Origin of the sequence: Sulfurifustis variabilis (assembly GCF_002355415.1) — a bacterium.
GTDB lineage: Bacteria > Pseudomonadota > Gammaproteobacteria > Acidiferrobacterales > Sulfurifustaceae > Sulfurifustis > Sulfurifustis variabilis.
On sequence record NZ_AP014936.1, the window covers coordinates 3539127 to 3565418 of the forward strand.

At 69.7% G+C, this 26292-nt stretch carries 20 protein-coding genes; 7 read left to right on the forward strand and 13 right to left on the reverse strand.

Annotation, left to right across the window (positions count from 1 at the left end; genetic code table 11):
• Positions 1-18 precede the first annotated feature (18 nt).
• The 6 genes from SVA_RS17185 to SVA_RS17210 all read left to right on the forward strand — a co-directional run bounded on the left by SVA_RS17185 (position 19) and on the right by SVA_RS17210 (position 4751).
• Positions 19-912, forward strand: coding sequence for an energy transducer TonB (locus tag SVA_RS17185; protein ID WP_096462375.1), 894 nt, complete (start codon positions 19-21; stop codon positions 910-912).
• Between the two features lie 81 nt (positions 913-993).
• The gene (locus SVA_RS17190) at positions 994-1557 is read left to right on the forward strand and encodes a YqgE/AlgH family protein (protein WP_096462376.1); all 564 of its coding nucleotides are present in this window, start codon (positions 994-996) and stop codon (positions 1555-1557) included.
• Positions 1554-1979: a Holliday junction resolvase RuvX gene (gene ruvX / locus SVA_RS17195; RefSeq protein WP_169924160.1), complete on the forward strand. Its 426-nt coding sequence runs from the start codon at positions 1554-1556 to the stop codon at positions 1977-1979. Before SVA_RS17190 ends, ruvX begins: the two co-directional genes overlap by 4 nt.
• On the forward strand, positions 1976-2476 hold the full coding sequence (pyrR, locus tag SVA_RS17200; protein ID WP_197703268.1) for a bifunctional pyr operon transcriptional regulator/uracil phosphoribosyltransferase PyrR: 501 nt from the start codon (positions 1976-1978) through the stop codon (positions 2474-2476). The genes ruvX and pyrR overlap by 4 nt, the downstream gene beginning before the upstream one ends.
• Positions 2473-3471, forward strand: a complete 999-nt coding sequence (locus SVA_RS17205) for an aspartate carbamoyltransferase catalytic subunit (protein ID WP_096462378.1) — start codon at positions 2473-2475, stop codon at positions 3469-3471. The genes pyrR and SVA_RS17205 overlap by 4 nt, the downstream gene beginning before the upstream one ends.
• A complete protein-coding gene (locus SVA_RS17210; RefSeq protein WP_096462379.1) occupies positions 3468-4751 on the forward strand; it encodes a dihydroorotase in 1284 nt (427 codons plus the stop codon). Before SVA_RS17205 ends, SVA_RS17210 begins: the two co-directional genes overlap by 4 nt.
• Before the next feature lie 61 nt (positions 4752-4812).
• On the opposite strand, the gene SVA_RS17215 is transcribed toward SVA_RS17210, so the two are convergent.
• From SVA_RS17215 to SVA_RS17275, 13 genes are all read right to left on the reverse strand, one after another.
• Entirely contained in the window at positions 4813-5652 is an 840-nt protein-coding gene (locus SVA_RS17215) for a transporter (RefSeq protein WP_096462380.1), read from the reverse strand.
• Positions 5653-6048: 396 nt separating this feature from the next.
• Positions 6049-7419 carry a sensor histidine kinase gene (locus SVA_RS17220; protein ID WP_096462381.1) on the reverse strand — a complete coding sequence of 457 codons (1371 nt, stop codon included), beginning with the start codon at positions 7417-7419 and terminating at the stop codon, positions 6049-6051.
• Positions 7420-7442: 23 nt separating this feature from the next.
• Positions 7443-8096 (reverse strand): response regulator, encoded by a 654-nt coding sequence (locus SVA_RS17225; protein ID WP_096462382.1) that lies wholly within the window; start codon positions 8094-8096, stop codon positions 7443-7445.
• A 144-nt stretch (positions 8097-8240) separates the two neighbouring features.
• Positions 8241-9551 carry a PAS domain-containing sensor histidine kinase gene (locus SVA_RS17230; protein ID WP_169924161.1) on the reverse strand — a complete coding sequence of 437 codons (1311 nt, stop codon included), beginning with the start codon at positions 9549-9551 and terminating at the stop codon, positions 8241-8243.
• A gap of 196 nt (positions 9552-9747) precedes the next feature.
• On the reverse strand, positions 9748-10113 hold the full coding sequence (locus tag SVA_RS17235) for a response regulator (RefSeq protein WP_096462384.1): 366 nt from the start codon (positions 10111-10113) through the stop codon (positions 9748-9750).
• Between the two features lie 106 nt (positions 10114-10219).
• Positions 10220-10867, reverse strand: a complete 648-nt coding sequence (locus tag SVA_RS17240; RefSeq protein ID WP_197703269.1) for a lytic transglycosylase domain-containing protein — start codon at positions 10865-10867, stop codon at positions 10220-10222.
• A 228-nt stretch (positions 10868-11095) separates the two neighbouring features.
• The gene (locus tag SVA_RS17245; RefSeq protein WP_148665535.1) at positions 11096-11635 is read right to left on the reverse strand and encodes a hypothetical protein; all 540 of its coding nucleotides are present in this window, start codon (positions 11633-11635) and stop codon (positions 11096-11098) included.
• A 168-nt stretch (positions 11636-11803) separates the two neighbouring features.
• Positions 11804-13903, reverse strand: coding sequence for a S8 family serine peptidase (locus SVA_RS17250; RefSeq protein ID WP_096462386.1), 2100 nt, complete (start codon positions 13901-13903; stop codon positions 11804-11806).
• Positions 13903-14442, reverse strand: coding sequence for a hypothetical protein (locus SVA_RS17255; RefSeq protein ID WP_148665537.1), 540 nt, complete (start codon positions 14440-14442; stop codon positions 13903-13905). Before SVA_RS17255 ends, SVA_RS17250 begins: the two co-directional genes overlap by 1 nt.
• 57 nt (positions 14443-14499) lie before the next feature.
• On the reverse strand, positions 14500-16989 hold the full coding sequence (locus tag SVA_RS17260) for a PKD domain-containing protein (RefSeq protein WP_148665538.1): 2490 nt from the start codon (positions 16987-16989) through the stop codon (positions 14500-14502).
• Positions 16990-17007: 18 nt separating this feature from the next.
• Positions 17008-18357 (reverse strand): multicopper oxidase domain-containing protein, encoded by a 1350-nt coding sequence (locus SVA_RS17265; RefSeq protein ID WP_096462389.1) that lies wholly within the window; start codon positions 18355-18357, stop codon positions 17008-17010.
• A gap of 30 nt (positions 18358-18387) precedes the next feature.
• Positions 18388-19710: a multicopper oxidase domain-containing protein gene (locus SVA_RS17270; RefSeq protein WP_197703270.1), complete on the reverse strand. Its 1323-nt coding sequence runs from the start codon at positions 19708-19710 to the stop codon at positions 18388-18390.
• Between the two features lie 68 nt (positions 19711-19778).
• Complete coding sequence (locus SVA_RS17275) at positions 19779-25307, reverse strand: hypothetical protein (RefSeq protein ID WP_096462390.1); 5529 nt, start codon at positions 25305-25307, stop codon at positions 19779-19781.
• A 273-nt stretch (positions 25308-25580) separates the two neighbouring features.
• Here SVA_RS17275 and SVA_RS17280 point away from each other — a divergent pair, with 273 nt between their 5' ends.
• Positions 25581-26201, forward strand: a complete 621-nt coding sequence (locus SVA_RS17280) for an SCO family protein (protein WP_148665539.1) — start codon at positions 25581-25583, stop codon at positions 26199-26201.
• Positions 26202-26292: the final 91 nt, after the last annotated feature.

Sequence of the window (26292 nt, forward strand, 5' to 3'; positions counted from 1 at the left end):
ACCGGACTGCAGAGACCCGTGACGAGCATCACCGCCAGCGGATCCCACCTCTCGACGAGCGACCGGCTGGGCGTGGCGGCCTTCGGCTCGCTCATCCTGCACATGGTCGTGATCCTGGGCGTCACCTTCGCCCTGCCGAAGCTCCGGCCGCTCGAGGGGCTGGCGACGCTGGAGATCACGCTGGTCCAGTCGAGCACCGAGCGGGCGCCCGACAATCCCGAGTTCCTGGCGCAGGCCAATCAGGACGGGGGCGGCGATTCCGACCGGCCGGAGATCGCCCGCAACCCGCTGCCCGTCCGCGAAGTGAGCGACCGCTCGCGCGTGATCCCCACGGCGAGACCCAAACCGCAGCGCCGGGTCACGGCGAAGCAGGAACGGCACGACCTGATGACGCAGCCCCGTGCGGAAGCCAGGATCGCCGCCCCCGAGCCGGAACCCGAGAAGAAGGAACCGCAGACGGCGCCGCCCGAAACCGGGCTGCTCGCGAGCGCGGACAGCCCGGAGCGCGCCCGCCTCAACGCCGAGATCAGCCGCTTCTGGGAGGAGTACCAGAAGCGGCCGAAGCGCAAGTTCCTGAACGCGCGCACCCAGGAGTACAAGTACGCGGCCTACATGGACGCGTGGCGCGCCAAGGTCGAACGCATCGGCAACCTCAACTATCCCGAGGAGGCGCGCCTGCGCCGGATCACCGGCAACCTGGTGCTCGACGTCGCGCTCAATCCCGACGGGAGCCTCCACAACGTCGCGATCCGCCGCTCGTCCGGGCACAAGCTGCTCGACGACGCCGCGATCCGCATCGTCGAGCTCGCCGCGCCGTTCGCGCCGTTCCCGCCGGACATCCGCGCGGAGGCCGACCTGCTGCACATCACGCGCACCTGGAAGTTCAACGAAACGCTGCTCGCGTCGGATTGAGCCGGGCGGGCAAGCCCACAGTGGAAGCACAGGTAGCGCCTTCAGCTTGAAGCGCCCTCCCCCCTGCCAGATACTATCCGCATGCGCTCGGACGCCACGTTCACGAATCACTTCCTCATCGCGATGCCGAGCCTCGCCGACGTGAACTTCTACCGCACGGTCACCCTGATCTGCGAGCACTCGAGCGACGGCGCGATGGGAATCGTCATCAACCGCGCCACCGACCTGCGCCTGCGCGACATCCTCGAGCAGCTCGAGCTCGAAGCGCTCGAGGAGTCCGTCGCCGATCAGCCGGTCTATCTCGGCGGACCGGTGCAGAACAACCGCGGCTTCGTGCTGCACGAACCGCTCGGCCGCTGGGAGTCGACCCTCCCCATCAGCGACACGCTCGGCGTCTCCACGTCGCGCGACATCCTCGCGGCGATCGCCGAGAACCGGGGCCCCGACCGTTACCTCATCGCCCTCGGGTACGCCGGCTGGGCCGCGGGGCAGCTCGAGCGGGAGATCAGCGAGAACTCCTGGCTCTCGGGCCCCGCCAACCGCGAGATCGTCTTCGACGTGCCCCTCGAGCGGCGCTGGGTGGCGGCCGCCGGGCTCGTGGGGGTCGACCTCTCCAATCTCTCCTCCGAGGCCGGCCACGCTTGACGGCCGGGGTCTATCTCGGCTTCGACTTCGGCAAGAAAGACACGGGCGTGGCGGTCGGCAGCCGGCACACCCGGCTGGCGGAGCCGCTGGCCGTGCTCAGGTCGCAAGGCGCGGAACCGGACTGGGCCGCCCTCGACCGCGTGGTGCGCGAGTGGCGTCCCGAAGGGCTGGTCGTCGGGCTGCCCCTCAACATGGACGGCAGCGAGAGCCCGATGACGCGGGCGACCCGCGCGTTTGGTACCCGGCTTGCGGCCCGCTACAATCTGCCCGTGCACTGGGTCGACGAGCGGCTCTCCTCCCGCGTCGCGACCGACACGCTGCTCGAGGCCGGAGTCCCCTTGAAGCGCCACAAGAAACGGATCGACAAGATCGCCGCGCAGACGATACTCCAGGCGTTTTTGAACGAGACCCGGCAACCGTGAACCCCGCTCTCGACATCGAGGCCGCCATCGAGCGCATGGCGCAGTCCCTGCACGGTCTGCTCAAGCGGCAGCCGGTCATGGTCGGCATCCACACCGGGGGCGTCTGGGTGGCCGGCCGGCTGCACAGGAAGCTCGGCCTCGCCGATCCGCTCGGGACCCTGGACATCTCCTTTTATCGCGACGACTTCACGCGCATCGGCATGAACCCGCAGGTGAAGGCGTCGAACCTGCCGGTCGCGATCGACGACCGCCACGTGATCCTCGTCGACGACGTGCTGCACACGGGACGCACCATCCGCGCGGCGCTGAACGAGATCTTCGACTACGGCCGACCGGCCTCGGTCACGCTCGCCGTGCTCATCGAGCGGCCCGGGCGCGAGCTGCCGATCGAGGCGCAGGTGGTGGGCGAACACGTCAAGCTCGCCGCCCGCCAGCACGCCAAGCTCGTCGGCGGCCCGGACAAGCTCGAGCTCACCATCCAGGAGACCGGCGGATGACACAGGGCCTGCAGTTCGACAGTCAGGGGCGGTTGAAGCATTTCCTGACCATCGAAGGCCTTTCCCGTCGCACCATCCTCGAGATCCTCGATACCGCCGAATCCTTCATCTCGGTCGGCCAGCGCGAGATCAAGAAGGTGCCGCTGCTGCGCGGCAAGACGGTGGTCAACCTGTTCTTCGAGGCGAGCACGCGCACGCGTACGACGTTCGAGATCGCCGCGAAGCGGCTTTCGGCCGACGTCATCAACCTCGCCATCTCCACCTCGAGCACGAGCAAGGGCGAGACGCTGCTCGATACCGTGCGCAACCTCGAGGCCATGCACACCGAGCTCTTCGTCGTGCGCCACAGCCTGGCCGGCGCCGCGCACCTGATCGCGAGCCACGTGCCGCCGCACGTGCACATCATCAACGCCGGCGACGGCGCCCACGCGCACCCCACGCAGGCGATGCTCGACGTCTTCACGATCCGCAGCCACAAGGGCGAATTCGAAAAGCTCAAGGTCGCGATCGTCGGCGACATCCTGCATTCGCGCGTCGCGCGTTCGCAGATCCAGGCGCTCAACGCGCTGGGCGCGGCCGAGGTGCGCGTGATCGCGCCGAAGACGCTGCTCCCGACCGCCGTCGAGCGCCTGCGGGTCGTGCCGTACAGCGACATGCGCCGCGGCCTCGAGGACGTGGACGTGATCATGATGCTGAGGCTCCAGCGCGAGCGCATGCGCGGCGCCCTGATCCCGAGCGAGCAGGAGTACTTCCGCGTCTACGGGCTCACGCCGGAGCGGCTGGCGCGGGCCAAGCCGGATGCGATCGTGATGCACCCGGGACCGATGAACCGCGGCCTCGAGATCGACTCCGCGGTGGCCGACGGGTCGCAGTCCGTGATCCTGCCGCAGGTCACGAACGGCATCGCCGTGCGCATGGCGATCATGGCCCTCATTCTCGGGCCGCCGGCGGAGGTCCGGCCGGCCGCGCGGCGCGGAACGAGGGCCACGGCATGAGCCTGCTCGTCCGCGGGGGACACCTGGTCGATCCGGCCAACCGGATCAACGGCAAGCGCGATCTCTACATCGACGGACGCGGCTTCGTCGCCGGCGTCGGGAGCGCGCCCGACGACTTCAAGCCGCGGCGGGTCATCGAGGCGGACGGCCTCGTCGTCTGCCCGGGGCTCGTCGACCTGCGCGCGCGGCTGCGCGAGCCCGGCCTCGAGTACAAGGCGACGCTCGAGAGCGAGCTGGCCGCGGCGGTCGCCGCCGGCATTACCACGCTCTGCTGCCCGCCCGATACGAACCCGGTGATCGACACGCCGGCGATGGCGCAGATGATCCAGTCGCGCGCCTGGCGCTACGGGCTCGCGTTCATCCATCCCCTCGGCGCGCTGACGCGCGGCCTCCAGGGCCAGCAGCTCACCGACATGGAGTCCCTCGACGAGGCCGGCTGCGTGGCCTTCACCAACGCGCTCAAGCCCATCACCGACTCGCTCGTCATGCGCCGGGCCATGGAGTACGCGGCGAGCTTCGACCTGACGGTGTTCCTGCACTCGGAAGACCCGTGGCTGAAGGGCGTCGGTTGCTGCCACGAGGGCGAGGTCGGCATGCGCCTGGGGCTGCCGGGCATCCCCGAGGCCGCCGAGACGGCCGGCGTCGCGCGCGACCTCGCGCTCATCGACCAGACGCGCGTGCGCGCGCACTTCTGCGGGCTCTCGACCGCGCGCGCGGTGCAGATGCTCGGCGAGGCGCAGCGCCGCGGACTGCCGGTGACCGCGGACGTCACCGCGCACCACCTGCATCTCACCGAGCACGACCTCGAGGGCTTCAACACGCAGGCGCACGTGCTGCCGCCGCTGCGCAGCCGTCGCGACCGCGACGCGCTCCGGCGCGCGCTCAAGGGCGGCGCGATCGGCGCGATCTGCTCGGACCACCAGCCGCACGAGCCCGACGCGAAGCTCGCGCCCTTCAGCGACTCCGAGCCCGGCATCTCGGCGCTCGAGACGCTGTTGCCGCTGACGCTCAAGCTCGTGGACGAAAAGCTGCTCGCGCTGCCGGAAGCCGTCGCGCTCGTCACGAGCAGGCCCGCGGACATTCTCGGCATCGATGCAGGACGACTGAGCGTCGGGTCGACGGCGGATGTCTGCGTCTTCGATCCGAACGAGCGCTGGACGCTGACCGGGCAGGCGATCGTCTCGCGCGGCCACAACTCGCCTTTCCTCGGCCGCGAGTTGAAAGGCCGCGCGACGCACACGATCGTGGGCGGGAAAATCGTCTACGAACGGGAACGCTGAAGCGCCGGCGCCGGCGCGGTCGCCATCCCCGCCCGCCGGAACGACCCGCGTGCCGGGCGGCTCAGGTGTCCTTCCCGCCGAAGCGCCAGGCCAGGCCGAGCAACCAGGTCACATCGGTCTCCGGCTCGCTGACGCCCCGCTTGACGCCGAAATCGACATCGAAATCCTCGGAGACGGAGTAGATTCCGCCGAGTATCAGGAAGGACGAGTTGTCGTCGACGCCCCGTTCCGGCGCCGTCAGGGTTCCGAGATCCGCAACCAGCAGCCAGTCCTCCTTCACGGCATACGTCAAGGCAAGGGAGGTGTGGTGTAGCACGTTGCGCTCGTCGTGGACGTTGCGGTTACGCAGGTATCCGATATGAATGTGGTAGCCCCACGGATTGTTGTCGAACGACGTCACGAGGAAGAGGCTGTAGTTGAACTCACCCGCCCCGAGACCCTTGTCTTCGTCCCCGGTCGCGAACGTCACGCCGGGTTTGACGGCGACGCTCACATTTCCCTTCTCGAAGAATCGCCACTTGGCGTCCAGCCCGACGTCGCCCAGACCGCGGTCCGTCGTGCGCAGGCCGTTCTCCTGCACGACGTTGCGCGTATGGGGAACGGTGAGCAGCACGTCGAGATCGTCGCGCAGGCCGTAGGACAGCACCGCGGCCCGATCGAACGCGTCTTCGTGCAAGCCCCGCTCCTCCTCGTGTCCCAGCTCGGCGACCAGCTCGAGCTGGAAGCGTCCCTTTCCCTGCGTGCCGGTATCCTCGGTGATGAGCGGATGGGCGCCGAACGCGGGCAGCGGGAGGCCCGGCGCCAGGGCGGCGGCCAGGGCGAGCCGCACGGCGATCCGGGACCGGAACGACCGGAGCGTCATGACGGCGTCGGTTGCGAGCGCGCCGAGGGACATGGACATGCACACGACCGGTAGGGTTGCGGAAAGTCCGACGGTCCACTGTAAGGACCTGCCCACACCGATTCCAAGACTTTGCGGTTATCGAATCGATAAGGCCTGACTATGAGCGCGAACCCGGAAGCCGAACCGCCGGGAAGCGCGCCGCGGGACGGATCGGCAGAAATCGAATCTGCTCCGGTAACCGAAGGTTCTGTGGTTGCGATTCCGAGAAACGAATGCCCGAAAAATCCCGTGCACCCTGAGGCGCGGGTTTCGGGGTCGATATCGGGTTTGGGGTGCACGTCGGAGGCACGGGGACTGCTGAAGCGGGCGGCGGGTGCGGGTGGGAACCGCGGCCCGTGAGCGGGTGCGCTGCGCCAACAAGAAACCCACCGAACACGCCCCGGTCGCGCCCGATCAGGCCGGCCAGCTCACCTCGATGATGCGCCCGCCGGGGACGCGACGATGGACCTGCATGCGGCCGCCGGACAGCGCCGCGCGCTCCTGGATCGTCGCCAGGTCCACGCGCTGCTCGGCGCTCTCGCCGGTCGCCCGCGACGGGCATGCGTAAGCGTCGTCCTCGATGCGCAGGCGAATCACGCCGGCGGTCTCCTCGAGCTCGAGGCGCACGTGGTGCGCGTCCCCCCGTCGAACAATGCCGGCCAGCGTTTCCTCCAGGATGCGGTAGATGATCACGCGCAGCGGCCCCGGCACCTGCGGCTCCGCCGGCCCCACGCGGCACTCGATGGTGATCTGCGGGTGGGCGCTCTGCAGTCGCCGGCAATACCATGTGATGGTGTTCACGATGCCCAGCTCGTCCAGGCTCGGAGGACGCAGCTCCAGGGCGAGCCCGCGCACCTCGTCGATCGCCTCTTGCAGGAACGGAACGAGATCGTTGACCGAGTCGGCGGCCTCCCTGGCGCCCTGGCGGCCGAGGCGCACGGCCGCTGTCTCCACCCGTGCCTTGACGCCCGTCAGCGTCTGGGCGACGCCCTCGTGCAGCCCGCCCGCTATCCGTCGGCGCTCGTTCTCGCCGGCGGTGAGCAGCTTGGCGGAGAGCAGCTCGAGCGTGTGCGTGCGCTCCCGGATGACGCCCTGTTGCTCCTCGATGGTCGCCTGCAGCCGCCGGAACACGAACACGAGCGCGCCGTAGAGCAGCAGCAGCACCAGAGCGGCTCCGCCGAGCACGAGGATCTCCGCGTGTTCCGCCTCGTTCACGAGCGAATTGACGTCGGAGTAGATCTCGAAGACGCCGAGGACCGGCGCGGTCGGGCTCGCGCGCACCGGCAGGTACGTCTGGACCAGATTGTCGTCCTCGGTCACCGCATCCAGGGCGTTGAAGCTGTCGCGGTAGATCAGCTTGCTCTTCACCTCCCCGCGCACCGCCGCCACGACTCCGACGTTATCGCGCTGGTCGCGCGCGATCTGGTCGGTGCGGGTCGAGTAGACGACCACGCCGCGGCGATTGTAGATCTTGATGCGCCGGATGGTCGTATCGCGCAATGCGCCCTGAATGGCCTGGTCGAGCCGCGCGCCCGGCGGGCGGTAGACGTAGTCGCGCGCGTCCACGTCGGCCACGGGACGGAGATAGTCGAGGAGGTGCGGCTGAATGGCGTTGAGCGCCGTCTGGGCGAGCGCGGCGTTGCTGCGCTCGCCGAGCTGCACGATGCCCCGGATGGCGACATGGCGGTACAGCAGCGCGAGCGCCGTGGCGGCCAGTACGATGATGACGAGGCTCGCGATCGAAAAGTGACGCAGGATCGCGGAGCCGGGCGCTCGGCGCTCCATCCTCGCCTCCCTCTTCCCCCTCGTTACCGGGCAACCAGCCCGTTCTCGATCGCGAAGGTCGTCAGCGCGGAAACGTTGTGCAGGTCGAGCTTGCGCATGAGGTTGGCCCGGTGCTTCTCCACCGTCTTCGCGCTCACGCACAGGAACGTGGCGATCTCCTTGTTGCGATAGCCCTCGGCGATGAGCTTGAGCACCTCGCGCTCCCGCACGCTCAGCACCTCGCTGCGCGACTGCACCTGGACCGCGCTCCCGTTCAGGTAGCGGTGCACGATGGTCTCGGAGACGGCCGGGGTGAGATAGAGCCGTCCGGCCGACGTGGCGCGGATCGCCGCCATGAGCTCGGCCTTGGAGGCGTCCTTGAGCACGTAGCCGTCTGCGCCCGCGTTGAGCGCGGCGCGGATGTACTCCTCGGTCTTGTGCACGGTGAGCGCGAGTATCTTCACCTCCGGATGACGCCGCTTGATCTCGCGTATGGCGGCGAGACCGTCCATCTTCGGCATCGAGAGGTCCATGAGAACGAGATCCGGACGCAGCGACCCGATGCTGCGCAGCGCGGAGAGGCCGTTGTCGACCTCGCCCACGACCTCGATACCGGCATCGAGCATCAGCAGCGCACGCAGGCCGTCGCGCAGGATCGTGTGATCCTCGGCCAGCATGATGCGCAGCTTCTGCGTCATTTATTTCTTCTTGGTTCTGGGAGGGATGCTTTTGGAATCGTTATTGGGCCCGATATTCGCACAGGCCGGGCGCCCGGATAGTAGGGAAATACCCCATTCTCGAAGGCGTCCCGTCGGCGGAAGCCCGCCGAAACATCCCGGTTTTCAGGCCGCACCGCCGGCCCACGGCCAGACCGCCCTCAGCAACGTGCCCCGGTTTCCGTTGGAGGTGACGCTCAGGACGCCACCCGAGGACTCGACGCGTTCCTGCATGCTCGTGAGCCCCAGCCCGCGGGCGGTGCCCTCGCGGCACGCGGCGGGCGCCGGGTCCAGGCCGCAGCCGTCGTCGCGGACGGTGAACTCGATGCGTTCTCCCGCCTTCTTGAGATTCACCCAGACGCGGCTCGCGCCGGCATGCTTGGCGACGTTGTTCAGCGCCTCCTGCAGGACCCGGTAGATCGCGGTCTTCAGGCCGACCGGAACCTGCTGCTCGGTGATCGCGATGTCCACGTCCAGCTCGATGTGCCGGTAGACGTCCCGAAACTCCCGGCAGAACCAGGCGATGGTCGGCAGAATGCCGAGGTCGTCGAGCGTGGAGGGACGCAGGTCCATCGCGATCCGGCGTACGTCCTCGACGACGGACTGGATCCGCTCCACCGCCGCCTGGAAGGAAGCGAGATCCGCGGAGTTCAGGCGCCCTTCGATCATCGCGATCCCGCTCTCGACGCGGAACTTGATGGCGCTCAGCGACTGGCCCACGCGGTCGTGCAGCTCGTAGGCGATGCGCTTCCGCTCCATCTCCTGGGCCGCGAGCAGCTGCGCGGACAGGAGCCTGAGCTCGCACTTCGAGCGCCGCAACGCGCGTTCGGTCTGCCGGCGTTCCGTGACGTCGGTGACGATCACGCAGTAACCGCGCGACGGCTCGTCGTCCGTCGGCAACGGCAACAGCGACATGTGCGTATGGATGCGCCGCCCTTCCCTCCCCAGCCACTCGGCCTCGCAGCGGCCGCCCCGGGCGTAGCGGCCCTCCGCGAAACGAGAGCGCAGGTCGGCCGCGCAGGGCCGACTGAGGAGCTCGTACACGATCGTTCCCAACAGCTCGTCGCGCCGGTAACCGAGCATGCGGCAGAGCGCGCCGTTGACGTCCCGCAGCCGTCCTTCCTCGTCCTGCAGGGCGAAGCCATCGCTCATGTTTTCCGCGAGCAGTCGGTATTTGGCTTCGTCCGATCGAAGCGTTCGCTCCGGGCGCACGGGCGGAAGCCGCTCGAGGTCCCCTTCGCGCTGCTCGGGCCGCGGGAAAGGAACGGCCTCGCGGTCGTGCCGGTGCGCCTGCGGTTCCGTCCGGCCGGACGACAGGTCTTGCGGGAGCGGGACGGCGAGGGATGGAAAAGGTGGACCGACGTGTTGCAGAGGCAGCGCGCCCGCCGGCGCGCCCGCCCGCTGGACGTCAGGAGGCAAGCCCAGTGGCTGTTTCATTATTGTTGCGCTCCCCCTCGCTACGCTCGTTATTGTTGTGCGACCCGAGCCTTCGCGTCGCTTCACTGGCGCCCCGGTACGACCGGCCGGAGCCCGCGCAACCCCGATCGCGCCGCTTAATATGCTCCCCGATCGGGACCGAGGGGAAGTGGGTTTTCCCCTACGCCGGCGCCGGGCGGGCGGCGGGAGGGCCGGCTCAGCCGACGATGCCTTCCACCAGGCTGATGATCTGTGAGGGTGAGGTCGAGCTTTTCGGAAGGAAGTGGTTGGCGCCGTACTGCGTCGCCGCATCGCGGTATTCGGGGAGGTCGTGGTTGGTCACGACGATGATGGTGACTGCCGGGTCCCGGCCGCGAAAGGTGCGGGCCAGGTCGAGCCCGTTCCCGTCCGCCAGCTGGATGTCGAGGAAGACGCAATGCGGCTTGAACAAGGTGAAGCGGGCGAGGCCTTCCCGGCAGCTCGTCGCCGTCGCGACGTCCATCGACGCAAAGCGGCCCCTCAGGAGCTGTGCGAGAAATCCGCAGAACTCCTCATTGTCGTCGATGATGAGGGCGCGCTGCATCCTGACTCCTATATACGTGAGCGCGCCTTCGCGCGTCAGCCCGCCCGACGGGTTCGTACGACCGGCGGTCGCACCGCTTTGCGGCGAAACCGAAAACGGGCTCGTCTCAAGAATCGGGCAACCCCTTGATTTCCCGGTAGCGCGCCAGCACCGCCGGCACGTAGCGAAGCGTTTCCTTATACGGCGGGATCCGGTAGCCGCGATCGATCACGGCGCGCTCGCCCGCGTTGTACGCGGCAAGGCTCAGCGCGACGTCATTGTCGAACCGGGCGAGCAGATCGCGCAGGTAACGCGCGCCCGCGCGAACGTTCTCACCGGGATCGAAGGCGTCGGAGACGCCGTAACGCCGCGCGGTTTCGGGCATGAGCTGCATCAACCCGACGGCGCCCTTCGGCGACACGGCGCGCGGGTCGTAGGCCGATTCCGTCGCGATCACCGCGTGCAGGAGTGCGCTGTCCAGCGTGTACTCGCGGGCCGCTTGTTCCACCAGCGCGCGATAACGCTCCCCGCGCGCCGACAGCGCGACCGGGAAGGATCCGGTCCCGTGCGGCCACCGCGTGTGCGACGTCGGCGTGGCGGCGCGCGCGACCGCCCCCTGGGCACCGTCGCCGGCGGGGGGCGGAACGCCGCCGGTCGGGGCAGGCGGGAAAGCCGCGACGCTCTGGCGGGCCGCCGGGACGTCCTCCTCGACATCGAGCAGGAAGGCACACATCACTCCTCCGATCAGCGCCAGGGCGGCGGACACCGTCCTCATTGCCGTGGGTCATCCCGGTCTTTCCTGTTGTTTACGCCTGGCTCCATGAGGGGGACAGTGGGTGCGCACCGACTCGCGCGTACTGTGTTCACCCACCGGCAGGGTGACGCCTGGGCGCGCGCGTGCGCGCACCGCGGTACGCGCGCAAGGCCGTCCGCGCGTGCGCGACAAGGAGGACCGATCGCGGTCGTGCGGGCGGACGCGGCGACGGGCGGCGTCCGCCGCGCGTCAGGCCATCGTCTTCGGCCGGAGACGGAGCAGGACGAAGAGCCCCGAGGCGAGGAGGCACAGCGCCGACGGAATGGGCACCGGCGTGAAGTTGAGCGTCCCCTTCAGCATGTCCATTTGCGTGAAGGAATCGAAGAGCACGAACTCGTCGCCGCCGGCGATCCACAGGTCGAGACCCGGCTCGGCATCCGTCCTGTAGAAATCGAGGCCGACCGCCGCGCCATCGTTGAAATAGGCGAGCGGAAAACCGGATCCGTACAGATCGTCGTCCGTTTCATAGAACGTGTACGGGCCGAAGTTGAGGGTCAGGCCGGACGGCGGGAGGTCGAGGGCGATCGCCTCGAAACCCGTTCCGGAGACGCCGTCGGCGACGAAGACGCCGTTGATGGGGCTACTTAGCGTAAGCGCACCGCCGTACGCCGTATCGATGAAATCGATCGAGCCGGTGATGTTGATGGCGATCGTCGCGCTCCATGCATTGGCGGCGAGCACGAGCCACAGAACCAATCCGAAAATGTACTTGTCCAGGTACTTGCGCATCTTGATATCCCCCATTCCGGCCTGTCGACGAAACGCCGGTCAGACCGCTATGCAAGAGCAGGACGCCGCGAGGCAGGAGTCGTCGGAATGGGTAATCCGCATGGGAGCAACACCTACCGCGCGGTAGGGATTCGCCCCAGAACCGCGCCCGACCCGACGAGCGCGCGACTACGGGCCGCGCGTCGGCGCGGTCTCGGAACCTTCGAAGCCGCTCACCGTCACGCTGCCCGGGTCGCCCCCCACCCGGGTCCGCGTGAGGAAGAACAGACCCCGGCTCTGGTTCCATCGCATCCAGGTGTGGCCCTCGAGGACGAGGTACGCGCGGCGGCCGTGGGCACTGGTCGCCTCGACGAGAAGGGTGTCGGTTCCGCCGTCGTACCGCGCCGTCAGGATCTCGATGGTCAGGTCGTGGCCGTTGCAGTCCTGGTCCACGCCGTCGTGCTTGATCTCCTGCGCGCCCGGATGGATGGCGGCGTCGCCGTCGTTGCAGTCCACCGTCGAGGCGTAACCGTCGGCGTCCGCGTCGATGACGGCGGGGTCGTCCTCGAGCACGGTGAGCACGGCGCCCGCGGGACTTCCGAGCGTCGCCCCGCCCGTCGGCCTGCCGAGCGTCACGTTCAGCGTCTCGTCGCCCTCGTGGGCGCCGTCATCGAGGAGCGTGACGACGAAGCTTCGGGTCGTCTCGCCGTCGCCGAAGATCAGCGTGCCCGAGGCGGCGACGTAATCGGCTCCGGCGGTCGCGGTGCCGTCGGCGGTGGCGTAATCGACCGTCACCTCGCCCGCCGAGCCGCCGGCGCGCACCACGGTCACCGTGACGCTCCCGCCGCCCTCGCCGGCGCTGTACTCCGCGGCGCCGAAGCGCAGCTGCCCGGGCGCCGGCGAGCCGGCGTTCGACACGAGCCAGTCGTAGGCCGCCTTGAGGTCGAGCAGGCCCGCGCCGTAATCGTTGTCCGCCCCGGGAGCGCCGAGATCGACCGCGGTCTCCTCGACGGCGGACTCGAGCAGCGACACGGTCGCGGGAATGCCGCGCGCCGCCATCGCGCCTTTGAGCACGGCGAGGCCCCCGGTGACGTGGGCCGCCGAGAACGAGGTGCCGGTGACCTCGACATAGGAATCCGGAAAGAGGCCGCCCAGCGTGAGGTCGGCGGTGCGCACGCCCGCGCCGGGCGCGACGAGCCGCGGGTACGTGGCGCCGTCGCACGCCGAAGGGCCCCGTCCGCTGAAGCCGCCGACCGTCCAGGAGGCGTCCACCGCCCCCACGGCCGCGGCCCCGGGGTTGTTCGACGCGCTCACGCTCGTGGCCGGTCCGGGTCCGGTGTTTCCGGAAGCGAACACCACCGCGATCTCCGACGCGCGCAGGGCCGCGATGTCGTCCGCGAACTCGGTGTCGCAGACGTTCACCGTGTTCTGCAGGTACCACGAGTTGTTGACGATGTCGGCCGCGTCGTCCGATTCCGGATCGCCGTCGGGATCGAGCGCCCACTGCAGGCCAAGGTGGATCCTGCTGAGCTGCGACTGGCCGCCGTCGTCGAAGATCTTCGCCGCGATCCATCGGGCCCCGGGCGCCACGCCGATGACGCTCCCCCCGGCATCGCCGCCCACGATGAGCCCCATCGTGTGCGTGCCGTGGCCGCTCGCGTCGTACGGGGTCGCATGCTCGCCGTTGGGATCGAACCAGCCGTTCGTTCCGCCGCGCCACTTCGGGCCGATGTCCGGGTGGTCGAGATCGACGCCCGTGTCGAGCGCCGCGACCACGACGCCGGTGCCGTCGTGGCCGTGCTCCCAGAGCTCGGGGGCGCGGATGGCCTGGACGTTCCATTGCGGAGCCGACGAGCCGCCGGCGGCTCCCGCCGGCGCCGCCACGGCGGCGTCGAGCGTGATGCGTTCCACCCCCGGCAGGCGCGCCAGCCTTTCCACCGCCGCCGCGGGGAGCGTGGCGGCCACGCCGTTGATCGTCCAGAGTTGCCTCGGGCGGCCGGGCCCGTCGCGCAGCTCAGCGCGCAGCGAGCTCTCGCAGGCTTCGGCCCGGGTCCTGAGCGCGCGGATCAGCTTTTGCCGACGCACCTTCGTGTCCCGGTCCCGGAATTGCCGCGCGTCGACCTTGCCGCCACACCGGATGATCACGTCGACCGTCTCGCCGGGACCCAGCTTCCCGAGAGCGCCCACGAGCCCGGGGTCGAGCTTGCCCGCCTGCACGACCGGTGCGCACACGAGGCAGGCGAGACCGAGGACGAGAGCGCGAAGCGTGATCGTGCGGGGCTCCCGCATCACTGGACGATCAGCCGCTCGGCCCGGAAACCGCCGAAGGCCACGGTGACGCGGTCGCCGGCACGCGCGTGCTTCCCGGGATTGGCGAATAGCGCCGTGTAGTTGCGCCCGCGCCGGATCTGCTCGGCGGTCGTCACCGAGGAGCGCAGCGAGCCGGCCTTTTCGGTGAACGGCACGCCGAGCTTCGCGCCGGTGCGTTCGACGATCACGTAGGGCACCGGACTGAACCGGCGCTGCACGAGCGGCGCGGCCTTCCGCGGATCGAGCACCTTGTAGCGGAAGTCGAGCGCGTAGCCCCCCGCCGTCAGCCGGATGCCGAGGAGCTTGATGCCCCACGCCCTCTCGAGCGGCGTCAGCTCCCGCTCGAGCGCAAGCAGCTCGCGCGCCTCGCGCGCCGCGGCCTCCTCCCGCGCGGCCGCGAGACGTCGCTCCGTTTCCGGGAGCGCCGACGCGTCGGGCGTCGTCGTGTGGGCACAACCGCCCGCCGCGAGGGCCGCGAGGACGGCGAGGAAGGCTGCGCGCACCGATCTTTCAGTCATGCGTCTGCTCCAGGACGTCGACGGGCATGTCGCGGGGCCCGAGGCCGACAGCGCCCGCTAGAGGCAACCCCTGCACACCACCGACCTGCCGAGGACGGCGCCGCCCGGCGTGCTGAGCACGTCGACGCTGACCACGACACCGGCGAATCCCGGGGTCGGATGATTCGACTGGTCGAAGGTCCATGCGCCGTTCGCGCCGACCACCGCGGTACCGAGCAGCGTCCCGCCGGTGTCGGGCCCGAGAAAGACGCTCACGGTGGAGCCGATCGCCGAGCTCCTTCCTTCCACGCGCCAACGGCTGGATGTCGCCACGTACTCCGCCTTCGTCACGCGGATCTCGCGGGTCACGTTCGCGGTCGCGATGCCGCTCGCGTCGGTGCCGTCGAACGCCTGATAGGTGAAGGGGAAGGTCCCTACCTTTTCCATCGGCCCGTAGCTGAAGGAACCGTCGGGGTTGAGCACGAAGTTCCGGAGGTCCTCGTCCGCGGTGACGAGCTGCGCGGTGAGCGAATCGCCGTCGGCGTCCGTATCGTTCGCGAGCACGCCGGGCGCGGCCACCGCGTAGTTGCCGACGCCGCCGCTATCGTCCGGGTTGTAGGCGTCGTTGGCGGCCACCGGCGCGGTGTTGCCCGGACTGCCCGTCAGGGTCGCGTTCGTCGTGGCCGGGGCCGAGTCGGCGTAGCCGTCGTTGACCACGAGCGTCACGACGAAGCTCGTGCCGCTGCCCTGCACGTAGGTGTGCGTCGGCGTCGGCCCGGTCCCGGTGTTACCGTCCCCGAAGTTCCAGCTGTACGTCAGGGGATCGCCGTCGGCGTCGCTCGACGCCGTCCCGTCGAAGGTGATCGTGGTGGAGTTCGAGGCATACGGCCCGCCCGCGTTCGCCACCGGCGCCGTGTTGTCGGTCACCGTCGCGCTCGTCGTCGCCGGGGCCGAATCCTGATGGCCGTCGTTCACCGTGAGTGTGACCGTGTAGACGCCGGCCGCCGCATACGCGTGGCTCGGGGCCGCGCCGGTGCCGGTGTTGCCGTCGCCGAAGTCCCACGCATGCGCGAGCGGCTGTCCCTCCGGATCGGACGAGGCCGCGCCGTCGAACGCGACCGCGAAGCCGGTTTTGCCCGTATACGGCCCGTTCGCGGCCGCGGTCGGCGCCTGGTTGACCGCCACGGTCGCCGTCGCGTTCGCCGGTGCGGAATCGACCGTGCCGTCGTTCACGGTCAGCGTGACGGTGTAGACGCCCGGCGCCGCGTAGGCGTGGCTCGGCGTCGTGCCGGTGCCGGTCGCGCCGTCGCCGAAATCCCAGCTGTACCCCAGCGGGTCGCCGTCGGGATCGCTCGAGCCCGAGCCGTCGAACGCGATCGGCAGGCCGGCGATGCCGCCGTAGGGCCCGCCGGCGTTGGCGATCGGCGCCGTGTTCCCGCCGGCCGGCGCGACGGCGAGACAGGTCTGCATGCCGCCGTTCATCTCGGCGGCGTCGGTCAGGCTCAACCGGCGCTCGAGGATCGCGAAGTCGCCCGCGTAGCCCGGCGTGAAGACGATGTCGCGCGTCGAGCCGGGCATGAGCAGAGTCTGGTACTGGCGCTGCGCGTGGCCGTAGACCCTGCCGCCCTCGGCGACGACGTCCACGTGCGATCCGATCATCAGGGGCGCGAGCTCGCGCAGGCCGGCGTTGTAGAGCCGCAGCAGCACGCGCTCGCCCTCGGTGCCGGCGGCGAAGCAGTCGCTGTTCGCGGGATCGATAGAAAGATCGATCGGGAGGCCGTCGATGTCGTAGCCGTGGAGCAGGAAGTACTTCGGGCTGTAGTAACGCGTGCTCGTCGGCGCCGGCGGCGTGCCGTACGCGCCGGTCGCGACGGCTTCGTGCAGAACGGGGTCGACCTCGCTGTAGTAGAGATCGTGCGAGGCGGCGTAGGGCACGCCGGGATAGGCCTCCCCGGCGGCGGCGTCACGCACGGCCGCGCCGTACAGGCCCATCTGCACCTGCACCTGCGGATGCGTGCCGCTCTGGTAGGTGTACGTCCCGGCCTGGAACGGATTGCCGCGAAAGTTGTTCCAGATGTAGACCTGGCGTCCGCCGTTGGCGGCCGCCTCGCGCCCGAAGGAACGCACGCGCGCGCTCGCGCTCGGGCGCGGGCCCGTGGTGCCGTCCAGCCAGGTCGGCCCGTTGTTGTTGAGCGCGGTGAACGGCATCTCCTGTCCGGGGATCACGATCGAGGTCGGAGCCGGCAGGCCGTTGCTCAGAAAGACGCGCAGCGCGTTGCCCGCCTCGGCCGGCGCCACCGTGAGCTTCGGCCCGGGCACGGTCGGCGAGGGCAGCGCCGTGATGCACGCGAGCCGCGCGGCGAGCCCCGTCGTCGCATAGCAGGCGCCGCCCGGGTCCTCGACGTATCCCCACATCGGCACGGTCGTGCCGTCCGGCATCGTCATGTCGAACGGCTTGGCGGCGAGGTAGTAGTCCACCGCCGCCGCGGGTCCGGCGGCGAGACCCAATGCGCCGAACAGCAGCAGGCCGGGGAGCCGGAATGTTCTCGTCTGTTGTCCAGTAGGCATGATTCGTTCCTCCCCAGCTCAGGGAATCGGCGTGCCCGGCGGCTCGATGATGACGAAGGTGAGCATCCCGCCCGGGAAGATGTCGAAATTGGTGAGCTCTTTTTCGTTGTGCGAGTGCCACATGAAGAAGAGGCCGCCGTTCAGGTTCAAACCGCCCTCGCCCGGCGGCAGTTGCCCGAAGTGGCCGAGGAACGGGCTGCCGCTGTACCAGCCGCCGAAGCTCACGTCCTGCAGCCCGGGGAGCACGACCTTGCTGTCCAGCCGCACGCCGTGATAGGCGCAGTCCTCCCCGGTCGCCGGATCGATGTTGTCCGGACCCGCGCCGGTGCAGGCGTGCGCGAAGCCGGCCTCGTTCGGATCGCCGTAGATGTCCCAGCCGAGGCCCTTGCTCGTCCAGCGGAAGATCGCGTCGATCGTCCCGCCCGGCGTGGGCGTGATGGTGAAGTCCGCGACGCCGAGATCCGGTCCCGCTCCCGGCGCGCTCTCGAGCATGCGGCCGTCGCGCGCGACGATCAGCGAGTGCGCGCCGTGCGGATGGAACGCGTGCTGGTTGCGCCCGAGGTTGACGAGGCGGAGCAGCACCTTCTCGCCCGGGCGCGTGCGCGCCAGCGCGCCGTAGGGCTGGTTGGGGTGCCAGCCGACGTTGTCCGGCGACAGCGTGTCGACGCCGTTGCGGCCGTTGATGAACCAGAAGACCGGAAACGCGGTCGTGTTGTCGATGAGCTCCGGAAAACCGAAGTCCACGAGATCGTGGATGAAGGGATCCATCTCCGAGAGCAGGAAGAGGTACTCGTGGTCGTAGGCGGTGCCGGCGTGCCCGTACGCGGTGCGCTTCGCCGGGTCGCTCTGGTCGAAGCCGGCCGGCCGCACGATGATCGCCCCGTAGAGCCCCATCTCCACCTGCAGCTCGGTGTTCGTGCCGCTGTGGTAGACGTACGTCCCGGGCTGCGCCGCGGTGAACGCGTAGCTCACGGTGTTCGATCCACCGCACGGCGCCGTGTCCTCGGGCGAGCATGCCTCGCGCGTGAGCAGCCCGGGCGCGCCGCCGCTCGCCGTCACCTGGCCCTGGCCGGGGAACACGATCGAGACGCGCTGCGCGAGCTGGTTGGTGAGGTTCACCGTGACGGTGTCGCCCTGGTTGACGATCAGCGTCGGGCCCGGGAGCTGCACCGCGTTCGTGCCGTTGCCGTACGCCCAGATCAGGATGCTGTCGCCGTCGGGCGTCGACAGGCTCGCCGATCCGGTCGTGAGGTCGAACGTGGGCCCCGTGATGCCCGGGACGACCGCGTTGGCCTGGGCCGCGGCGGCGGCGAGCGCCAGCGCGAGACCCGCAACGAGGCGCTTCGCAATAGTCGTCTGCCTGTTCATGTCCGTTCTCCTGTCGGCTGGCGCATCGCCTCAGTTGACGACGATCTCCGTCATGTAACCGCCGTGGTCTTCCTCGTTGTTGCTGAGAAAGTTGAGGTTGGTGGCGTAGAGGAAGTACGTCCCCGGCGCGACGCCGGTGGTGTCGAGGATCACGTCGGTCGACTCGCCGCCGCCGAGGTTCACGACGTTCGTGTCGTAGTACACGTTCTGGCCGACCGTCTGGCCGGGGCCGCGCAGCAGGCGCGCGCCGCGTCCCACCACCCTCATCGGGATGCCGAGCACCGTGACCGTGTAGTGCTGCACGACGCCGAGGTTCGAGAGGCGCAGCAGGATGCGCTGGCCCTGGCTGGCGGTGATGAGCGCGCTCACCGGCTGCGGCGAGGCCTGCGCGTTGTTGTCCGCGCCCTGCGGGTGATCGGCGGGGCACGGCGGCAGATCGGGATCGGCGTTCGGCGTGAGGCAGTCGTGCAGCGCGCCGGCGATCGTCGTGTGCGGATAGCCGCGGCCGTTGATCGTCGGGTACGTGTCGATCATGTCGGCGAAGGGCAGCGGCTGCGTGTCGCGGCTCGCGTCGTGGAACACGTGGTCGAAGGCCTGCAGCTGGATCGCGTACTCGACGTCGAAGGCGGTCGAGCCGTCGCCGTCGTTGTAGACGTAGCCGAGCGGCGCGCCCGCCGGTCCGCCTTCCTTGAGCGCGACCGGGCAGGTCCCGCCCGGGCAACCGGTCGCGTTCTGCTTCGGGTCGACGTAGAGATTGCCGAGCATGCCCATCTGCATGTGCTCGGTGGCCTCCACGTGGCAGTGCCACATGTACGTGCCGGGCTCGACGTTGTTGTAGAAGTACGTGATGCTCGCCTGCTGGTTGATCGCGACGGCGGACTCGGGCAGGCCGTCGAAGATCGCCGAGGCGTTCGGGAAACCGTGGTAGTGCACCGTGTGCGGATCGAAGAGGTCCGGCCGCTGGTGCGTGCCGACGTTGGTGAGCGTGACGTAGAGCTCGTCCTCCTCGCGCGCGCGCAGCGTGGGTGCCGGCGAGTTGGCGCGGAAGACGCCCGTGTCGAGCACGTCGGCCTGCGGGATGCCCGAGACGTTCGAGAAGCTGAAGATGTAGAGCTCGCGGCCGTCGCCCATCGTGACCCAGCCGTCTCCGCCCGTGAGGTGCACGCACTTGACCTGGTCGAGGTCGACGTCGTCGGCATCGAGCGTGTTGCCGAAGAGATCCTTTGCCGGAATGCCGTCGCCGTCCTGATCCTCCGGGCACTGCACGAACACCGCGGCGCCCGCGAGCCCGGGCAGCGCGAGGAGCGCCGCGAGGACAGCGGCCGGTACGAGTCTGGGTCGGGTGCTTGTCATGGTCTCAGTCTCCGTTTCGCCCGAGGGCGACGCGGCGGAAGGCCTCCCGCCCTCCCGCCGCGTCGCCGCTACGGCTGGTACTCGTCCGCGCCGGTGTCCGGCGCCGCGATCGTGTCGCCGTTTCCGTCCACCGGCCGCGCCTGGCCGTCCACGTCCGTGCCCAGCAGACCGCCGGTGGCCGAACCGCTGGGCGGCGCGTCCACGGCGGGCGACGTCATGCCGATGTGGTAGTCGCCCGTCACCCCGAGCGGCGTGTAGTAGACCTGCACGAAGTTGCCGCCCTCGTCCGCGGCGGCGGCCGTCGTGAGCGCGTTGAAATACGGCGCCACGAACTGCGGATCGGCGAACTGGTTGTTGGTGCCCGCGTAGTTGCAGGCCGCCGGATCGGACCCGGGCGCCGCTTCCGTCAGGATCGACTGGACGGGCGCGAGGCAGGCGCCCGCGACGCCGACGACCCCGAGGTCCCAGTACGCGCCGCCCGGGTTCGGGAGCAGGTCGGGCGCGGTGTCGTCGTCCCAGTGGAACGAGCGGTTCTGCCAGAAGATGTTTCGCCGCAGCGCGAGCGGCTGCGACCAGGCCGGGCTGCCGGCGGGCAGCACCGCGTTGAGGCCGAGGCTGTTCGCGCGCGACAGCAGGCCGGCGACGGTCGGCGTGGTCGGATCGCCGAGGCCCCCTTCGAACGCGAACGTGGAGGTCGCGGTGCTGTCGTTGCGCGCGAGGGTGTTGTGGATGATCTGCACCCGCACCGCGTCCTGCAGCGCGATGCCGGCGCCGCCGAGCCCCGAGACGTTGTTGACGATCAGGTTGTTGAACACACGCACCAGGTGCCAGCTGGCGTTGTTGCCGGGGCTCGCGGCGACGTCGTCGCCGTTCACGTTGCGCAGCGCGATGGCGCCGCCGTCGGCGGCCCCGCCGAGGTTGCCCTGGAGCAGGTTGCGGTCGATCGTGACGTTGCCGCTGCCGAGCGTGAGGCCGGAGGCGCCCTGGCCGAACACGTCGGGCTCGCCCGCGACCTCGATGCCGCCGCCCCCGCCGCCGATGCCGAGCCCCGCGCCGGGCTGATCGCCCTGGAATACTTCGTTGAACACGATCGCGTTGCCCGCGATCGTGCCGTTGTCGCTCAGACCGCGATGGGCGATGGCGCCGCCGCCGCTGCGGGCGAAGTTGCCGCACAGGCTGTTGTCGTCGATGCGGTAACCGTTCGCGCCCTGGTAGATCGCGATCCCGCCGCCGGTCTTGTAACTGCCGTTCTCCCGGATCTGGTTGTGGCGGATGTCGACCTGCGGGTTCGGGCTGTCGGCGACCGCGACGCCGCCGCGCGCGAAGGCCACGACGGTCGGGTTGCCGAGGCGGATGCCGCCGCCGAGATTCCCGGCATTGCTCTGCAGGATGTTGTTGCTGACGAGCAGCCGGTTGGCGTAGGCGTTGGCGTAGATCGCCCCGCCGAGATCCGCGAGCGTGATCTTGAAGCCGTCGATGCGCGCCCGCAGCTCGAGGTCCTCGCGGTCGCCCGAGTAGCCGAAGCGGTTGGGCCCGGTCGCCGGCGGCGCGACGAAGATGCCGGGCGCCTCGCCGTCCTTCAGGAAGAACTCCGGCGCCACGCCCACCTGCTCGGGCAGGAGACCGATCACGCTGTCGGCTCGATCGCCGTCGCCGTTCGGATCGGAGAGCTGGCCGATCTTCTGCCGCCACAGCACGAGCGGGTTGGCGAACGCCGGGCCGGCGCTGAAGTGGCTCGCCCAGATCAGCGTGCTGTTGGCGCCCGCGCCCTGGAGCTTCACGCGCTTCCAGACGACGGGCAGCTCGCGGTAGACGCCCGGATCGACCAAGATCAGATCGCCGGCGCTCGCCGCGTCGATCGCCGACTGGATCGTCGGGTAGACCTGGGTCGGGCCGACGCGCAGCACCGCGTAAGGCAACCCGCCGGGCGGCTCGACCGTGACCGTCACGCCCACCTCGGTCGCGTTGCCGTTGTCGCCGCGCGTGACCGAGAGCTGGCCGGTCTCGAGCCCCACGGGCAGGGGGTTCGGAACGTTGACCACGATCTGGCTCGCGCTCCAGGAGGCGATCGCGGCCGGGTCGAAGCAGTAGCTGCCGATGCAGACCGAGCCCTTGACCGGACCGAAACCGACCTCGCGCGTGATCATCTCCGGCTCGGTGGGCGGGTCGTCGGGGAGCCCGTCGTCGTTGGCGTCGCCCGGATAGTCCGGATTGAAGATCCGCAGACTGCGCATCGAGCGGATGCGCAGCGTGTCGCCGGCGCGCACGAAGGCGGGGGCGTTGCCCGCGGTCAGGTTCATCACGTCGCGGATCACCGGCTCGCCCGCGGGCACCTCGCAGCTCAAGGTCTGCTGCAGGGCGCCGACGAACGCCGCCTGGCGGATCACCGGCGTGTCGAGATAGGTCGTGCGCCCCGGCTCGAAGTTGAACGTGTAGCAGGTGGTGCTGTACTGCGTGCGGAAGCGCGGATCGACGACGAACGTGCCCGGGTTCGCGGGATCCTCGATCGGGCCCGGATGGTTCAGGCAGAAGTGGTGCATCTTCGGACCGACGCCGCTCGGCGTCGGCAGATTGATGGCGTAGGTCGACGGCGCGAGCCAGTTGTAGGCGCCCCACTCGTCGCCGTAGGTGCGGATGATCTCGCGGCCGCTGTAGTCGACCACCGAGATGGACATCCACGGCGGTGAAAACTTTTCGGTGAAGCTCGGCTTGCCGGGCGCGATCTCGTTCGCGAAATCGTCGGTGATGAGCCCGACGGCGCGCGCCGCCTTCGGCACGTCGGTGAACAGGAAGAAGTCCGTCGCCGCGTTCTGGCCGGAGCCGAGGTCGACCTTCTTGCGATCGCACAGGGGCCGCGTGTCGCCGGCGAAGGGCGCCGCGTTGTCCGGGCTGTCCGGATCGACGCCGGGCAACGGATTGCCGCCGGCGTCGGTCAGGAAGCTGAAGAGCGGCGGCACCTCGCGCGGCTCGCCCACGCACTTGGCCGGCAGGATCGCCGGGATCGGCGTCGGGCCGAAGTCGACGTTGCGGTCCTCCTCCTTGACGAGCTTGTAGCCGGGCGGCGGGATCGTCTCGACGACGTACGTGCCCGGCACCAGCAGCGGGTCCTCGGGGCCGAAGGCGTAGCCGCCGTCGAACACGCCGGGGCGCACCTGGTTCCAGGTGCGCAGTCCCTCGGCGCACTGCGCGATCGGCACGTCGGCGCCGTGAATCTCGAGCGGATCGACGTCGCCGCGGCAGCCCTCCGGCAGGCTGTCGTCCCAGCTGTCGGTGTGCGCCACGCGGATGGCGTCGCCCAAATCGAACGCGCCGTCGCCGTCGCGGTCGATGTCTTCCGGCCCTTTCGCGCCGCCCTCGGACCAGCCGATCGGGTGGTTGTCGACGTCGGCGTAGACCGGCGTGTACGGGAAGGTCGCGCCGGCGTCCGGATTGCCCGCGGCGTCGACCGGGTCGGGAATGCCGTCGCCCACCTCGCCCGCCGTCGCCTCCGGACAGGCGGGAGAGACGGCCGGGCCGCCGTTCGAGTTGCACACCACGTCGCGGTAGAGGTTCACCTGCACGCGCGGGATGCCGGGCTCCCACTCCTCGCCGGCGGCGAAGCGCGGGTCGTCCTCGGCGCGCGTGGTCGCGTAGAACACGACGCCGGAGATGCCGCCGTTGTTGTTGTACACGCCGTCGCCCGTGGCGGCGTCGGTACATTCGGCAGGCACCTGCGCGCCGGTCACGCAGCGGTCGGTGTCGCCCGGTCCCGGGAAGTCGTCGTAGGGGGCGACGTTGCGGTCGGCCGTGTCGTACGGCGCCTTGCCCCACTGGAAGCGCGTGTTCTGCCCCGCGAAGATCTGGAACGCCTGCGTCAGCACGACGCCCGGCTCGACGCGCAGGTCGGGATCGGTGCTCACGTTCGCCGGGTCGCTGCCGTCGGTGGCCTGCTGCTGCGGATTGCGTTTCCCCTCGCCGAACTCGTCGTCGGTGGTCGGGCCGCCTTCGTCGACCACGAGCTCGAGGCCCGTGGCCTGCAGGCGCGCGAAATCCACCTCGGCCACCTGCCAGTGGAAGAAGGGAAAGATCGCCTGGAACGGCACGAACCCTTCGGTGTCGGTGGGGAACGCCTTGTAGATCGTGCCGTCGCGGAAGCGCAGGTTGACGTTCTGCTCGGGAATGCCCGGCTCGTCGGGGTCGCGCACCGCGTTCTTGTTCAGATCGGCGTAGACGTTGTGCTCGTGCACGCCGAACCACATGGGCGTCGCGACGTTGCCGAGATCGAGCGAGCCGCCGGTGGTCTCCTCGACGATGACCGTGTTGAACGAGATGATGTGCAGCAGCGAGATGTCCCACACCACGAGCTGATAGGTTCCGGGCGGGACGTTCGGGATCGTGAAGTTCCCGGTTTCGTTCTCGCACAGCCCGGCCCACACCGCTTCCGGGAACCCCGCCTCCATCCGGTTCAGGCCGACGAGGCACCGCTCGCCGACGGCCTCGGCCTCGGGCGGAGGACCGTCGAAGAAGGTGATGGCGGGCGGGCGCGAGAGATGGCCCTTTCGAACCTGGCCCGTGACCGTCGTCACCGGCCCGCCCGGCGGCGCGACGGTCGCCAGCCGGTCGAACTCCTTCGTGAAGCCGTAGAACACGTGCCAGAACGGCGGGCCGAACTCCACCAGGAACGGCGGCTCGTTCGGGCGCACCCAGGCGTCGATGGTCTTCGTGCCCTCGATGGTGGTGGTCTGGTGCCACTTCACCGGGTTGCCGCCGGCGTCCGTGGTCGGCGGCTCGATCTCGACGCCGTACTTGTTCGGGGCGAGGTACCTGATCGTGACCTCGCCGTTGGCCGGCGTGATGAAGTCGCCCGCGCCCGGCGCCAGCACGACCGGCTCGCAGGTCTCCGGGTCGAACACGAACGGCTCGCCCGGATCGTGCGCGCCGTTGCCGTTGATGTCCGTGAACTGATAGGTCGTCCCGAGCGTGTTGCCGAAGGCGTCCTGCACGATGTCGCCCCCGACGTCCATGAGCGTGACGGTGAAGCCCTCCATGGTCTCGAGGTACGGGTGCGTCGAGCTCGCGGGATCGATCTCGGCGACGTCCGGCGCGTTGTTGAGCGGCAGGATGTCGTGGAAGACCTTGACGGTGATCTGCGCGGTTTCGATCGGGTTGCGGCGCACGTGCACCGTCGCCGTCTTGTTCGGCTCGGTGGTGATGTCGACCGCCGTGCCGCCCATGTCGAACGTGCCGCTGCACGAGGAACGGTCGCCGAAGGGCAGCACCGAGACGAAATAGCGCCCCGGCGCGAGCGGCACCGGGCCGCCGGGCAGTTCGACCGTGTCGATCGTGGCGGAACTGCCGGTGGATTCGCCTGCCGCCACGACGCGCGCATGACTGCGGTGGATACTGATCGACAGCGAGTTGTTGTTGACGTCGGCGTCGACCGGCTTGTGGACGCCGGGCTCGGGCGGGTGGGTGTTGTCCTCCTCGAGCAGCCACTTGAAGCCGGTCACCGGGTTCCCGTTCTCGTCGACCACGTTGACGGTGAAGGCCTCGGCGGCGCCCGTGACCGCGCCGGTGCACAGCGCCACGGCAACCGCTAGCAGCTTGCTCGCTTTCATGGCTTTTGCTCCCGTCATTGGAATCGCGTGGCGCGGGCCGGTCGGCCGCGCGCGGAGACGCTCCACGCGCGTGCCGTGGCGCCCGTTCGCCGGGCCCGAAGGTCCGTGCCTCCCGATCGCACACTGCTGCGGAGGCTAGCGGTGCGGCAGAAAGAAAACGGGTGAGTGAAGACGGTATTTCAGGGGTAGGGGCGCCCTACTCGGGAGGGGGCGGAGGCAGTATCACCCGACGCAGCCGGGCGAACCCGCGCGTTGGCGCACGGCGAGCGTGGCGTGTACAACGCGCACATGCCGTGCGTGAAGAGAGACGTGCGCCTGCGCGCGCCCTGCCTGTCGGCGATGTGGCTCGCCGTGCTGCTGGTCGGCGCGGCGTCCCCCGTCCCTGCGCTCGCCGACCCGCGGGGCGCGAGCCGCTTCGGCGGCGACTTTACGCTCACCGACCACCACGGTCGGACGTTCTCGCTCGCGGACGCCCGCGGCAAGGTCGTGCTGCTTCACTTCGGCTTCACGTCCTGCGCCGACAGCTGCCCGACGACGATGGTGAAAGTGGCCGCCGCCCTGCGCGAGCTCGGCGCGCTCGCCGGGCACGTGCAGCCGCTGCTGGTCACGCTGGATGCGAAGCGGGACACGCCCGCCGTGCTCCGGCGTTACGTCGCCCACTTTCATCCCGCCTACCTCGGCCTGACGGGCACCCAGGAGGCGGTCGAGGCCGTGGCCGGGCTCTACCGCACGCCGGTCCACGTGCACCCGCCGGACGCAAACGGCTCCTACGCGGTCGACCACGGGTCCGGTCTCTTTCTCATCGACACCGAGGGCCGTTTGGCGCGGACGGTTTTCTTCGACTCCCCGCCCGAGCGGATCGCCCATCACGTGAGACTGCTGCTGACCCGCTAGCCGCCTCCTCGCCCGCTTCCTCGCGAATACCGTGTCGCCCTGCGAGAAATGGGGCATGGACCTACCCTGCCCCCGGCGACGGGCCGCTACG

Coding starts and splice junctions, on each gene's coding strand:
- SVA_RS17205 (WP_096462378.1), top strand. CDS start 2,473: ATGACACAGGGCCTGCAGTTCGACAGTCAGGGGCGGTTGAAGCATTTC.
- SVA_RS17240 (WP_197703269.1), bottom strand. CDS start 10,867: ATGAGGACGGTGTCCGCCGCCCTGGCGCTGATCGGAGGAGTGATGTGT.
- SVA_RS17215 (WP_096462380.1), bottom strand. CDS start 5,652: ATGTCCATGTCCCTCGGCGCGCTCGCAACCGACGCCGTCATGACGCTC.
- SVA_RS17275 (WP_096462390.1), bottom strand. CDS start 25,307: ATGAAAGCGAGCAAGCTGCTAGCGGTTGCCGTGGCGCTGTGCACCGGC.
- SVA_RS17250 (WP_096462386.1), bottom strand. CDS start 13,903: ATGCGGGAGCCCCGCACGATCACGCTTCGCGCTCTCGTCCTCGGTCTC.
- SVA_RS17210 (WP_096462379.1), top strand. CDS start 3,468: ATGAGCCTGCTCGTCCGCGGGGGACACCTGGTCGATCCGGCCAACCGG.
- SVA_RS17260 (WP_148665538.1), bottom strand. CDS start 16,989: ATGCCTACTGGACAACAGACGAGAACATTCCGGCTCCCCGGCCTGCTG.
- SVA_RS17190 (WP_096462376.1), top strand. CDS start 994: ATGCGCTCGGACGCCACGTTCACGAATCACTTCCTCATCGCGATGCCG.
- SVA_RS17255 (WP_148665537.1), bottom strand. CDS start 14,442: ATGACTGAAAGATCGGTGCGCGCAGCCTTCCTCGCCGTCCTCGCGGCC.
- SVA_RS17225 (WP_096462382.1), bottom strand. CDS start 8,096: ATGACGCAGAAGCTGCGCATCATGCTGGCCGAGGATCACACGATCCTG.
- SVA_RS17235 (WP_096462384.1), bottom strand. CDS start 10,113: ATGCAGCGCGCCCTCATCATCGACGACAATGAGGAGTTCTGCGGATTT.
- SVA_RS17230 (WP_169924161.1), bottom strand. CDS start 9,551: ATGAAACAGCCACTGGGCTTGCCTCCTGACGTCCAGCGGGCGGGCGCG.
- SVA_RS17270 (WP_197703270.1), bottom strand. CDS start 19,710: ATGACAAGCACCCGACCCAGACTCGTACCGGCCGCTGTCCTCGCGGCG.
- SVA_RS17265 (WP_096462389.1), bottom strand. CDS start 18,357: ATGAACAGGCAGACGACTATTGCGAAGCGCCTCGTTGCGGGTCTCGCG.
- SVA_RS17220 (WP_096462381.1), bottom strand. CDS start 7,419: ATGGAGCGCCGAGCGCCCGGCTCCGCGATCCTGCGTCACTTTTCGATC.
- SVA_RS17245 (WP_148665535.1), bottom strand. CDS start 11,635: ATGCGCAAGTACCTGGACAAGTACATTTTCGGATTGGTTCTGTGGCTC.